Raw genomic sequence first — 13820 nt, 5'->3', positions numbered from 1 at the left:
AAACCGGGGTTAGCAGCTATCTCTTAAACTATTAACGTGCAGGGATATACGTCATGAAATCAGCAAGGGCATTTCGGGGCAAAAAGGCAATGCAGGTAAGGCTTCGGAGGGATTCAGCACTTCATCTACCAACCCGAAATCCTTCGCCTCGGCCGCATCCATGAAGTGATCATTTTTGAAAGCCTGTTCCACTTCCGCCAGGGTACGGCCTGCGTGGCGGGCTATCACCTGGAAAGTTTTATGTTGCAGGCGTTCCTGTTCTTTAAATGCAATCCTGACATCTTCGGTATAACCTTTAGCGCCGCCGCCGGCCGGATGCATATGTATGGTGGCATTGGGTAACGCATACCGCTGGCCACTGGCGCCTGCCGTGAGAATGATGGTACCCATGCTGCCAGAAAAGCCCAGGGCCATCGTAGACACCGGCGATTTCAACATCTTCATCGTATCGTAAATGGCCAGGCCGGCATAGATAACACCACCGGGGCTGTTGACATACATATTAATCGGGCGGTGACTTTCACTGTCCAGGTACAATAGCTGGGCCACCACCAGGTTAGCCACCTGTTCATCGATGGCAGTGCCGAGGAAAATGATCCGCTCTTTCAGTAACAGGCTGTATATATCGAATGCACCGCGGCTATCGCCGTCGATGACTGTAGGAACCAGGAATGCCATAATCGTTATTTAAAAATAGTGGTGATGGTATGATGGAAAGTTTCGTCTTGCATGAGTTGCCCGAACACGTGGTCGAGCTGCCTTTTTTTCTCCTCCCGGCCCAGCCAGCGCACTAATTGCAACACTTTACGCTGTGCCTGTACTTTTTCCTTTAGTGACGGCTCCAGTAACATGCGGACCTGGAACAGCAAGCGGGAAGCCGCCGGCATCTGCTGTTGCAGGTATTGTTCAATTTCCCGGGTATCAGCTAACTGTTTCCGCATAATCCATTTGTTGAAGTTGTGTGCGTACTTTTTCCAGGCATTTGTATTTCTGTACACTCACTGCATGAGGATTTTTAAATTGGAAGTCGCTGGCGATTTCTGATATGGACAGATCGTCATAATAAAAAGCACGCAGCAGCTCCAGGCAGCGCTTACCGGTAGCCTTTATGTAGTCGAGCAGTGGGCGCTGTACGGGTGCAGGGACGTAATAGTCCGCCGGAATTGCCATTTCCTCCGGTATCTGTTCCAGGGAGATATGCCCTCCTTCACTTTTTAGTTTCCGGATACAGCATATCCTCGCAATACCCACCAGGTAGGCCATTGCCGGCACCTGGTCAGGTAATATATGTTGCTGTTGTTTTTCCAGGTAGATGATTACTGCATCCTGGAAAATGTCTTTGGCCATATCCAGGTTTCCTCCCATCCGGCGTACCATTGCGGCTACCCGTGGAAAGACATTCCTGTATATTTCTTTCAGCCATTGATCGTCCCGATGGCGCATAGCAGGTGTTTTTATATACTAGTGTCTGTAAACCGGTAAAAATCACCCTAAAATTTAAGATTTTTTTTTACCTTTGCCTTCTCATGTGATCGTAACCCACATACACACTCCAGGTTTCACCTGTTAACATGCCGTCCGGCGTGTTCTTTTTTTATTTCTATTTATTTTATCGACTTAGACATACGGCATGTACCCTCATGCGCTGCATTTTTTCATTAAAATTTTCTGATATGAAACTTCACCATTTTTCGCAGCACCGCTTCGCTGCCCGGCCACAGGACATTTATTCTACAGACCTATTCAACACGACAATTTCACATGCTTATCCACGCACAAGATATCAGCTATACACTGCCTACGGGCCAATCCTTATTCCAGGACATCTACTTTTCACTGCATAAAAACGAAAAGGCAGCGATTGTCGGGAATAATGGCGCAGGGAAATCGACCTTATTACGCATTATTGCCGGGCAGGAAACCGCCTATAGCGGTACTATCCATGTTAGTAAGCGCCTGTATTATGTACCGCAGCATTTTGGTCACTTCGATCACCTGTCTGTTGCGGCTGCCTGTGGCATTGCGCCTTTACTGGAAGCGTTACAGGCCATTGAAAATGGCGATACCCGCCAGGAACTGTACGATTTACTGGAAAATGACTGGGACATTGCAGCCCGTTATCAAACAGCCTTCGAGAAATGGGGCATTGGGGCACTCAGCCCTGACCAGCTGCTGTCGACCCTGAGCGGGGGGCAGAAAACGCGCCTGTTTCTTTCGGGCATTGATATCTTTCAGCCACAGGTGGTGTTACTGGATGAGCCCACCAATCACCTGGACCGCGCTGCGCGGGAGCAGCTGTACGAGTGGGTGAACAGCACCAATTGTACCTTGCTATTAGTGAGCCACGACCGTGAGCTGTTGCGCTTATGTAATCCCATCTGGGAACTGCAGGCCAATGGTATTAACGTATATGGCGGCAGCTACGATTTTTACGTCGAACAAAAGGCTATTGCGGCCGCTGCTAAAGAGCAGCAGCTGGCACACCAGGAAAAGACCCTGAAGGAAGCCAAAAAGCAACAGCAGATTGCCCTTGAACGCAAGCAACATGCCGATGCCCGTGCCCGGAAAAATAGCCAGCAGGGAGGCTTACCCAAAATACTACTAAATGCCCGCAGAAATGCAGGCGAAACCTCCACCGCCAAATTACAGCAGGTGCATGCCGAAAAGGTGAGCGAGCTGCATGATGCCCGGAAAGAAGCCGCAGCACTGATACAGGTGCAACGGATGCTGAAAGGATACTTCGAAGATTCTTCGCTGCATCGCGGGAAAGTACTGCTCACCGCTACCTCGCTCAATTATGCCTGGACGCCGGATAAAGTGCTTTGGCAGCCCCCGCTTAGTTTTACGATCAGAAGCGGCGAGCGATGGTCCATTACGGGACCCAATGGCAGCGGCAAGTCTACCTTAATGCGACTGCTACTAGGTCATATCGTCGTTCCAGCAATGCAGCTGTACCGGGCAGATACCAAGAGCTTGTTGCTGGACCAGGACTATTCCCTGGTGGATCGCAGCAAAACCGTGTTGGACCAGGCGCTTGCATTCAATGAGCGCAAGCTGGATACTCCTATTGTCAAGTCTACGCTCGTCAACTTCCTGTTTGGCCCGGATACCTGGGATAAATCCTGCGCGGTATTAAGCGGAGGTGAAATGTTGCGGTTATCGCTTTGCTGTATGACGCTGCAAAACCGGGCTCCCGACCTGATCATGCTGGATGAGCCCACCAACAACCTGGATCTTAATAATATCCAGGTGTTGACGCAGATCTTTGCGGATTACAAGGGTACGTTGATCGTGATCTCGCATGATAACACATTCATCAAAGAAACTGGTATGACGCACCATCTCGAACTACGGGCTTCGGGGGAATGGGCGATGGTCTAAATGGTAATATGCCGCAAATCCCACTACCCGGAGGCTTTGGAGATTTGCGGCATATTATTATCGGGCGTACATTTATTTTTCCGGCATCACAGCGCTGGTATCCCGTAGGCGGGATCTGCTTCAAACGGAATCACTTCTTTTGCCGTCAAAGGCAGGAAGGTACCATCCGCCAGCAAATACCGGTAGGTATCTCCTTTACGGCATAACAGGGGACTTTCATAGGAAATAACGGTAGCTGTATAAGGCGTCGTTGGGTCTATCATCACATCGTCAAAGGTTTGGGTTGTGACGGGCTGTGCATGGGCATTTAGCACTGTAAACTGGTGGTTGACCTCCACCAGGAATCCGCGGCCGTTTTCCTCTCTCAATATGCGGTCATAGATGACCGGCAGCACCACTGTTCCCTGGAAATCGACCAGCCCAAACTTCATTTGCCCATCTTCCTTTCCCCGTTGAGTGATGGGGAGATACAAAGAATCTTCCACGCCTGGATAGCCTCCGCCATAGTACGCATATACCGGCGGCACGATGACCTTACCGGTACTATCAGCATAACCAAAGGCCACGGTTTGATCCTCTCCCACTGTCTGTAAGTTGAACACCTTGTTCTTGAGGTAAATAATGTCTTCATAAGTCGGAGGCAATATTACCTGGCCGGTGGCATGCATCAGCCCTTTTTTGTTCCCCTTCGTTACAATCAGTATGTCCTGCTGACCTGTTACCATTACATCGTCATATGCGAGTGGCGTTTGTTGCAGGGTGCGACTGTTGAATATGGTATAACTCCTTTTGTTATTGGCGTCGCTGGCCAACAGGTATAAGTTGTTGCCTGCTTCCATGATGCCGGAGTAACGCAATGGTAGCACCAGCTGGCCTTTCCCGTTGTATAACCCTTTCACATATACGTCGCGTTTAGTGGCCAGCAGCAGGGTGCTGTCTCCCGGCAGCAGATCTACGTTGTAGAACGTGGCTGGTATCAGTTCCCGTTGCTGTTTGACGTCCCAAATCCCTACACCGGTTGCCTTTTCCACGGTCCACCACCTGGATGTCAGGGCGTTTAAAGATTTATAAGCCATGGGGATCAGCATTCTTCCATCGGCACTATATACGCCTTTCTTCTCCTGGTAGGACACGGTGAGGCAGCCCTGCCAGGGCGCATCATCTATCTCGAAAAAAGCCGGTGGCACCAGTTTGCGGAGGCTGGGGTTATAAAATCCGTATATGGCCTTCTGCTTTAACTTGAAAAGCTGTTCCCGGGAAGGGTTTTCGAAGTCTGTAATTTCATTATAGTTAACAGCCAGCAACTTTTTCCCCGTAGTATCCAGGAGGTTATAATTGCCATTCACCGGTACTACGAAGTAGTTGCCGTAGCAAATGATATCGCCGTCATATATCAGCGGCAACACTACTTGACCATTTTCCCCGATGATACCTGATTTTTTATTTTTTGTTAGCCGGATATAAGGGCCATTGGTCCATTCGGGATAAGGACTGGCAATGTCGTCGTAATTAAAATCGGCTACAACATCGCCTTTCGGGCCGATAAGTCCATAATGTCCATTCTTTTCTGCCTTCAGCAGGCCGTTGCCAATAACATCCATCTGTGTATACTCCGGCGCCGCATATTCCTTTTTATTATCCAGATTAAGTGCTACCTCCTGCCGGTTCTTTTTGAAGCACAATACCCAGTTGTCGCTGCGCATCATATAGTGATTGTGCTCATATTCAAAGGGCGCCAGTATCTCATTTTTCAAATTAAGTACGCCCCATTTTCCATTTTTTTCGGCGAAAACATAATCGCTTTTACTGCCACAGCCGCCACAATAATCGATGGCGTCGTATACTGCCGGGATCACGAGCTGCTTTTCTGCGACGCCGTACACTCCCCATTTACCCTTTTCCTTTACATCGAAGTGTAGAACATCGAGAATGCCTACAGAGTCGAAGACCATCGGTAACAATAGTTTCCCATGGGTATCAGCATAAGTCATTTTACCGTCTTTATAGAGGCTGAGATAGACCTTCCACTCCAATGATATCGTGTCGTATACCGGTGGCAGCAGCCATTCGCCTTCGTTAGTGACAGCGCCCGTTTTCCCGTTCTGCCGTACCAGCAACATTTGTTCTTTTTCATCTACTTGCAGGTTCCCTTCTGCCGTAACGCTTACCGGGTGCCAATATCCGATGATCTCGTCGAAGGCTTTTGCGCCTTTGCGATCAATATACCAGGTTTTATTGTTGTCGGCAACCCGTGCGAAACCGTACTGAAAAATGGAAGCCTGTTGTGCCATGGCCTGGCTCGTAAGCAACAGGCAGCTGATCAACCATTTATTAATCTTCATATCCTTGCTTCTTTAATGACTTATAAGGGAAAGCCCGTCCATTCGTATCGAGATAGAAATACCATTTCCCTTCTTTTACCAGGATGGGAAACAGGCTGTCATCCCCCCGTCGGTTAGTGTATAGCTCATCATACTTCACGGGAATCCGCATTTTGCCATTGGTGTCTGCGATACCTTTTTTGCCATCTTTAGATACCTCCAGCAAGCCGGTTTTCTCTCGATAATTGATATAATCAAATACGGGCGGCAGTATCACCTTACCGTTGGCATCCACCAGCCCTTCCTTTTCTTTGCTCGTTACTTTAAACAATGCCTCCTGGTAAATGGCGCTGATGTTTTCGTAGGCAATTGGTAAAAATGCACTGCCATCTTTCCGGATCAGGCCAACCTGCTTGCCTTTTGTGACTATCAGCAAGCTATCGTTAAAAGCAGCCATATCATCTAACGTCATCGGGTAAACGATTTCGCCATTCCGCTTGATAATGCCAAATAGCTCCTGGCCTGGCGCCACCTCTTTTCCTGCGAGTGCCAGGCCATTATAAAAGTCGCCCACGAAGCTGTAACCTTCCAACACCACTTCTTTTCCATTGGTATCTACAAAGAGGTTTTTACGGGAAGCGTTCCATATTTTCAGCAAGCCGTTGTTAAAATGCGGGTGATCGCTTTTGGCGTTGACCGGCATCAGTAGCCTCGTGGCTTGGTCATCTCTAAATTCCCAATAAGAATTGGCATACAGGACATTGCCCGTAATATCAGTGAGTAGGGAAACCGATTCGTTGTTGTCGTAACGCCTTTCCACAATGCGGTTGGTGTCTACTGCGGTAAAGAAGCCGTACTGTTTGCCGCCGCGGATAATGGCGCCGTTACGGGTAGCCAGTGAAGCCGTGTCGCCATTTCTCAGGGAAATCAGCTGGCTGTTTTGCCATTCTATTCCATCGTATGCAGGCGGTAATATTTCCTTGCGGATAGCTATATTAAATAAGCCGATACGGCCATCGTTGGCCACGGGCAGGAAATCATCTTTATCGGTTCCTGCATTAGCGTCGTTGTAGAGGTAGGTAGTGGTGGCTATCACCGGTATGTCTTCATAAGCCACAGGTATCAGGGGCTGGCCTTTGTTATCCAGTAAGCCTGTTTTACCCGCTTGTTGCACGGCGATATAGGCTTGGTCATGATAAATGGCCACATTGATATCGGAATAGGCAAACGGTAATACTTGTTTACCCGTGCTGTCAAATAATCCCATTGTTGCGCCTTTGGTGACAGCAAAGTATGGCGCCATGCCATGGTTATTATACGCATTTCTCACCGGGCCTACGCCGGCAATCATTCCACTGCCATCAAAGGATTTGATGTCATCATACTGTACGGGAATAATTTCCTGGCCGGCGGCATTCACCACGCCTTTTTTATCTCCGATTGCTACCTTCACAAAATTACCCAGCGATTCAACATGGGAATATTGCAGGGGTAGCAGGGTTTTGCCGGCCGCATTTACAAAGCCGGTTTTATCCTGTTGGGTAACGGCAAAAATATCCGGACCAGGGCCATGGCTGCATTTATCATAGATAGCCGGGGTTACCAGTGTTCCATTTTTGTGCATGATACCGGTTTTGTTCTGCTTCGTATAGCCGAAGAAAGGGCTTCCTTCGTAGCCCAGGAAATCGAAGCTTTCATATTCTGCCGGCACCAGGATATGACCATCAGCAGCTGCCAGCCCTACTTTTCGGCCGTTGCTGATTTGTACGGCGCCTTCCAGCACGTAACTTTGATTCACGTCATCATATTGCGGCGCCTGTAGTACCTGCCCCGTTTTCATGTTGGCCCAGCCCCATAGTCCATCTTTTTTTATTTTCAGAAGATGGGGATCCATTACAGCTATTTCGTTATATACAGTCGGGCAAATCATTTTTCCCAGGGAGTCTACCGCCCCATATTTACCGTGGTCCCGGACAATCACCACGCTGTAGTTCTTTTGTGGGTAGGCGTTGTCTTCTTCTGCTTCCAGGCTCACTTCATCGTATTTAAAAGGGGCGATCACTTTGCCGGCATCATTGAAAGCGCCGTAAGCGTTATTCTTCACACCGGCTACTAACCGGTAAAAGCCGAAGTATACCATTTTGTCCGTTACTACAGCGCCGGAGCTGTGCAGGTACTGCTTTTTGTGCTGGATCATGATGGGCGCTTCCTGGCCCTCGAACTCGCCGAGGTAGTCGGCGATGACAGGCGCCTGCTGCGCATAGGCGTTGAAGCCGTTCATACAGAGCGCCAGGGTTAACATTCCGTAATTTCTCATTTAGTATCAGGCTTTTTTATCACTAACAAAGCTCCTTCCCGGTTGACCACCACGGCCCTGCCTTCGCTGAAAGGAGTTACCTCTTCATATTGAGGGGCTATTACCATTTTCCCGGTAGCATCCATAAATCCCCAACCGGAAATAACGCCGCCTCTTTTTACGGCGATCAGTCCATCCGAAAATGCTACATGTGAATCGTAGACACAGCTGCCATTGCCATCGCAGAGCGGTACTTTAGCGCGGATGGCGCCAGTAGTATCGAGTATATACAAGTGTCCGTCGCTATTATCCCTGGCGGTACCATTTACCTGTACCGCGGACAGGCCTCCGGAAAAGCGGTAGGGCTTTTCGTGGAACTGTGGCATGAATACAGGTCTGCCAGTTTTATTCATCAGGCCCCAGGCGCCGTTCTTATAAAAGGGCGCCAGGCCATCGGCGTAGTCGCCTACCTCTTCTGCATCGACACTGAAAACCACCTTACCGGAAAGATCTATCACCGACCAGTTCAGGTCCGGCGCTCCTTCCGGCAGGCTGTTATAAAAGGTCGACAGCTCATCGTTGCCCTTCATGCTATCCCGGGGAGGGGCTGCGGTAGCCACCAGGGCCAGGTCGTCGGAGAAGTCCCTCGCAGCCAGGTATACAGGAGGGATCACCCAAACGCCGCTGGTATCTATATATCCAAACAAGCCATCTTTCCTTACCAGCAAACGCCCGCTATGAAAAGAACCGGGATCGGCAACCACCCGGTCGAAGGCGCCATTAAAGGTCTTGTCTATCACCGTATCCATTCGTACAAATTCTTGCCCCAACACTATCTTACCAGACGGATCGACGTAATACCAGGTATTATTCTTTTTCACAGCAGCGCGGTTGCCGGAGAAATCTTTTGCCTCATCGAATTGGTAAGGTACCTGGAGCTGGCCGGCACCATTAATATAGCCATACAGGATAGTATCATTGGTTGTTTTCCCTACCACCGCCAGGCCATCGTGGAAGCTTTCCGCTTCATCGAACTGGAGAGGGATCGCCAGTTTCCCGGTGGTGTCAATAAATCCGTACAGCTGATTGGCATCGGTACGTACCCGGGCCAGGCCGCCGGAAAAATTGGCAATATTCGAATACTGCTGGTCCGAAACAAAGGCCAGCACTGGTTCCTGTGCCTGAACTCCTAAGGGCAGGAACAATACCAGGAGACGTAATATGGAGTTTCTCAGCATATGGGCTGTTTACGATGGATATAGTAAGTTTCTATTAGCAAAGATCAGATACTTTCCCTTCATTCCCCAATTTTAGCAGCCTACAAGCAATCTACGTCAACATCTACAAAACAACTACAGCGGCTATAAGTTCGCTCCCGGTAAGGATTCCAGCCATACATCTCCTACGACGACAGTACCGCTCGCCCCAAAGTCCTGCATTTTATTATTTTTTTTATTACGTTTGCCGATTCCCGTTTTGGGGTGTGAACCTAAAAAATGAAAAAATCAGTACTATGAATGGAATGACAAAAACAGTAGCTACTGTTGTCCTGGGCGCCTTCACTGCGTTACAGGGATTAACAGCGGTAGCACAAGTCAATGAAAAGCCCAAGTTGATTGTAGGTATTGTAGTGGACCAAATGCGTTGGGATTATTTATACCGGTATTACGACCGTTATGAGCAGGGTGGTTTCAAACGTATGTTGGGCGAAGGGTTTTCCTGCGAGAACACATTTATTAGTCACCTTCCATCTTATACGGCCGTAGGGCACAGTACTGTATATACCGGTAGCGTTCCTGCGATTCATGGTATTACAGGCAACGACTGGCCTGATCAGCTGACCGGCAAAACCTGGTATTGCACCGAAGATACTATTGTAACAGGCGTAGGCAGCAACAGCAATGCGGGCAAGATGTCGCCACGTAACCTGCTAGCCTCCACCATAACCGATGAACTGCGATTTGCCACCAATTTCCGCTCTAAGGTAGTGGGCGTATCCCTGAAAGACCGCGCCTCTATCCTGCCTGCCGGGCATACGCCCACCGGCGCCTTCTGGCTCGATGACAGCAATGGCAGCTTTATTACCAGCACCTATTATATGAACGAACTTCCGTCCTGGGTAAAGCGTTTCAATGACCGCAAAGAACCACAGGACCTGATGTCTAAACCATGGAAGCCGCTCTATCCTATTAATAGCTACACACAAAGTTCAGCAGACGACGTTGCCTGGGAAGGAACTTTTCCGGGAGAAAAAGCACCGGTATTTCCGCACAGCCTGAAAGAAGCCTACAAGACAGATCCGGGTATCCTGAGATCCACGCCTTTCGGAAACACGCTTACCCTGGACTTTGCCAAGGCAGCCGTAGACGGATATGACCTGGGTAACGGTGATGCGACCGATTTCCTGGCGATCAACTGCGCTTCTACCGACTACGTAGGCCATAAGTATGGTCCTAATGCCATCGAGGTAGAAGATACTTACCTGCGCCTGGATAAAGACCTGTCGGCCTTCTTTAGTTATCTCGACAAAAAAGTAGGCAAAGGTAACTACCTGGTATTTCTCACCGCCGACCATGGCGCTGCACATGCTATTAAGTTTATGCAGGAGCACAACCTTCCCGCCGGGCAGGTAGAGGAACGTAAATTACTCACTGGCCTGGATAGCGCGCTGACACAGCGTTTCGGCATCGGCAAACTGGCTACTTCCTTCATGAATTACCATGTTAGCTACGACAAAGCCAAGATCGCTGCCAACAAACTGGACTACAACGCCATCAAACAGGCTACCATTCAATACTTCGAAGCGCAGCCCGGTATCCAGTTTGCAGCCGACCTGGATAACGCAGGCGTAAACCCGTTGCCAGAGCCTATTCAATCTATGGCCATCAACGGCTACAACCGCAAACGTACTGGCCCTGTGATCGTGATCCCTGAGCCAGGATGGTTTGAAGGTTCCCTGAAAGGTACTACCCATGGTAACTGGAATCCTTTTGATATTCATATTCCGCTTGTATTTATGGGCTGGCATATAAAACATGGCGCTACCAACGAAACCGTGCATATGACAGATATTGCCGCTACCCTGGCCGCAATGCTGCATATACAAATGCCCAGCGGATGCGTGGGTAAGCCGGTGAAAGAAGTGTTGCAGTAAGCTTAAAGCAGAAAGCTATTGAGGCGAATGATCTTTGCGAACACTTGTAAATCGCATTGGTCATTCGCCTCAATAGCTTTCTGCTTTAGGCTCCCATAAACGGATCTGTAATACCTTCTTTCCCTGTTTCTACCCGGCCGGCATAGCGCTGAAGGAACGTATCGGCGCCATTGACCGTTACCGAGAAATCATACCAGCCCTTGCTTTTTTGTAACGGCAGCAGCAGCTCCAATGTTTTGCCGGCATCCACCCTTCGCTGGATGTTTCTGGCGCCATAGGCATTATCTGTAATGGTAATATCGCGGGCTGCACTACCGTTGTTGGCTATACGCAATACTACATTTCCGGTAGGTTTGGTAGTTAACTTCCCGGTAGTATCATAGTCCAGTTGCAGCTCGAGCTGCGGGTGACTGGCAGTACCGGCAAATTCCCTGTAAAAGCCGTTGGGGCCATGGAGATGGAGGTGATAATGCCCGTCGGCAAATGCTTTCACCGGCCACTCATAAGTGAGCGTATCCCCGGCAGCGACTGCAAATGCCCAGCTACGGCCATTTTCCGTCTGCCCGGATTGCGCATCTGTATAAGGCAAAGACGTATACACCCGGAAAGGCGCCCCCATCGCATCGCTACCAAAGAAACGTTTGCCTGCCTGCATTTTCAGTACCAGCTGTTCCTGCTGCCACTGCCCATCTGCCAACAGCTCGTAAGGTAATGCGCAGGAAGGGCGGGTACCTCGCTCCTGTTGCCCTAAACCCGGCGCCTGATTGCGTTTAAAAGCGGCAATATCTTCCCCGCTTACCTTTTTAAACCCGGTGGGTACCTCTTTAAATTTTGCGTTATTGATATTTTCTACCACCCTGCGTTGATTGAGATAGATTTGTTTGTCGGGTGTAGAACTGTTGAAAGGACTGAATACGGAGGTAAGATCCCCGCTGATAGTGCGTCGCCACTGGCTGATGTTATCCAGGTGCACCTGCTTATGCAGCTTCTTGTTGATAAACGTTTCGAGGAATTGTAACGTTGAGGTATGTTCAAAGACCTGGGAGCAGACCTTTCCGCCCCGGCTCCAGGGAGAAGCAATCATCAGCGGTACCCGGAAGCCTAACCCTACCGGTGCTTCACGGGCCTGCTTTTCGCTCACGCCTTGTTTTAATTCATGGGCCAGTCTTACCTGTTCCACTTCTGTATCGATACCAGCGGAACATTTACCGGTGCCTGGGTTATTATTATCACAAATAGAAAACGGTACTACGTGATCAAAGTAACCATCATTTTCATCGTAAGTTACAATGAAGATGGTTTTCTTCCATACCTCCGGATTTTGTGTGAGGATATCCAGTATTTCCGATACATACCAGGCACCGTACCAGGGTGCACTGGGATGGTCAGAAAAATTCTGGGGACCAGCCAGCCAGGATACCATCGGCAGTTTGCCGCTGTTGACATCCGCGCGGAACTGGTGCAGTACATCGCCGGCAGGTACGGTAATTTCTCTTTCCGTAGCGCCATCCTGGTAAGTTACCTGGGTAACTTTCCTGTAGGAAGGATCGGCACTATTAACCACAAACGCACGCTGGTAAAGCGATTGCTGATAGGGAGTTAATTTTGCATAGCTCTCTTTATTCCATTTTGCCAGCTCTCGGGTAGCATTGTCCAGCACCGCCTGTTTTTTGGCAATATCTGTGCGGATTTTGGCCGCCGCTTCATCAGAAGAGGGACTGGCTTCCTGTAACTTGTTGATTTCATCCGGCAATGTATCCACCTGTTTCAGGAGTCCATTGATATAGCGTTCGGAAAACTTTACATTATAAGCGGCAAAAAACTCCAGCAGGTTACAACCGAAATTGGCCAGCCAGGCTCTTTCTTCTCCTTTAAACCCTCCTCCACAGCTGATTTCATTTTGATAAAATTTCCATGGCACTTTATTTTCCTCCAGTAGTTCCGGGAATGTTTTCCAGGGTAACTTACCGTAGCTATAATCGTCGTTCCGGATATGCGCTTTAGGTATCCCATCTTCCGGATGTATAATTTTACCCGTCCAGAAAAAAGAGCGGTTGGGCGTAGTGCTGGTCATCGCGGAACAAAAATGCTGATCGCATACCGTAAAGGCGTCGGCCATAGCGTAGTTGAATGGCAGGTCTTCGCGGGTATAATAGCCCATCGTTAGCGGCATGCCTGTATATTCGCGATTGCCGGGCCTTTTGGCAATGAGCCATTTGTCGTAACGGCCACGGTTATACGCATCTACCTGGCTGGGCCGTGAGTGTGGTAAATCTCCCATCCAGGTAGCTTTGGTGTCGCGGATATTCAAGCGGAAGGGTGCATAGGTATCCCCATGTTCATTGGTTTGAAACCAAACCGGGTGCTGGTTGGGTTGGTTGTTGGCCCTGGGGTCATTGAATCCGCGAACGCCCTGCAGGGAGCCAAAGCAATGGTCGAAAGAACGGTTTTCCTGCATCAAGATAACGATATGCTCCGCATCCAGGAAAGTACTGCCCGGAGCGGGGTCTATTGCCAATGCCTTTTGTATGGAAGCGGGTATCATCGTGGATAGTCCAGCTGCCCCCGATAACAATAATGATTGCTTGAGAAAGTCTCTGCGTGAATCCATAGATAGTTCTGTTGATGAAGTATTTTTTTACACTGTTCGATGCAACAAAATATAAAA

At 49.2% G+C, this 13820-nt stretch carries 9 protein-coding genes; 2 read left to right on the top strand and 7 right to left on the bottom strand.

The window, feature by feature from the left end:
• Positions 1-51 precede the first annotated feature (51 nt).
• The 3 genes from HGH90_RS16080 to HGH90_RS16070 are packed head-to-tail and all read right to left on the bottom strand — an operon-like array spanning position 52 to position 1443.
• A complete protein-coding gene (locus HGH90_RS16080) occupies positions 52-678 on the bottom strand; it encodes a ClpP family protease (protein WP_169191536.1) in 627 nt (208 codons plus the stop codon).
• Positions 679-683: 5 nt separating this feature from the next.
• Entirely contained in the window at positions 684-941 is a 258-nt protein-coding gene (locus tag HGH90_RS16075; RefSeq protein WP_169191535.1) for a hypothetical protein, read from the bottom strand.
• The gene (locus HGH90_RS16070; protein ID WP_169191534.1) at positions 922-1443 is read right to left on the bottom strand and encodes an RNA polymerase sigma factor; all 522 of its coding nucleotides are present in this window, start codon (positions 1441-1443) and stop codon (positions 922-924) included. The genes HGH90_RS16075 and HGH90_RS16070 overlap by 20 nt, the downstream gene beginning before the upstream one ends.
• 318 nt (positions 1444-1761) lie before the next feature.
• On the opposite strand from HGH90_RS16070, the gene HGH90_RS16065 reads away from it, so the two are divergent.
• Entirely contained in the window at positions 1762-3381 is a 1620-nt protein-coding gene (locus HGH90_RS16065) for an ABC-F family ATP-binding cassette domain-containing protein (protein ID WP_169191533.1), read from the top strand.
• 86 nt (positions 3382-3467) lie between these two features.
• Here the strand turns inward: HGH90_RS16065 and HGH90_RS16060 are convergent, their stop codons facing one another.
• From HGH90_RS16060 to HGH90_RS16050, 3 genes are read right to left on the bottom strand one after another with little or no spacing between them, the layout of a single operon-like run.
• Positions 3468-5723, bottom strand: coding sequence for a WG repeat-containing protein (locus tag HGH90_RS16060; protein WP_169191532.1), 2256 nt, complete (start codon positions 5721-5723; stop codon positions 3468-3470).
• Complete coding sequence (locus HGH90_RS16055) at positions 5713-8019, bottom strand: WG repeat-containing protein (protein WP_169191531.1); 2307 nt, start codon at positions 8017-8019, stop codon at positions 5713-5715. Before HGH90_RS16055 ends, HGH90_RS16060 begins: the two co-directional genes overlap by 11 nt.
• Entirely contained in the window at positions 8016-9236 is a 1221-nt protein-coding gene (locus HGH90_RS16050) for a WG repeat-containing protein (protein WP_168763018.1), read from the bottom strand. Before HGH90_RS16050 ends, HGH90_RS16055 begins: the two co-directional genes overlap by 4 nt.
• Positions 9237-9511: 275 nt before the next feature.
• Here HGH90_RS16050 and pafA point away from each other — a divergent pair, with 275 nt between their 5' ends.
• On the top strand, positions 9512-11152 hold the full coding sequence (gene pafA, locus HGH90_RS16045) for an alkaline phosphatase PafA (RefSeq protein WP_248277022.1): 1641 nt from the start codon (positions 9512-9514) through the stop codon (positions 11150-11152).
• Between the two features lie 85 nt (positions 11153-11237).
• Here pafA and HGH90_RS16040 read toward each other — a convergent pair whose 3' ends face one another.
• The gene (locus HGH90_RS16040; RefSeq protein WP_168763017.1) at positions 11238-13763 is read right to left on the bottom strand and encodes a phosphocholine-specific phospholipase C; all 2526 of its coding nucleotides are present in this window, start codon (positions 13761-13763) and stop codon (positions 11238-11240) included.
• Positions 13764-13820 lie beyond the last annotated feature (57 nt).

This window comes from Chitinophaga sp. Ak27 (assembly GCF_012726295.1).
GTDB lineage: Bacteria > Bacteroidota > Bacteroidia > Chitinophagales > Chitinophagaceae > Chitinophaga.
Note: the sequence above shows the minus strand (reverse complement) of the source record. Positions and strands in the feature narration are given on the sequence as shown.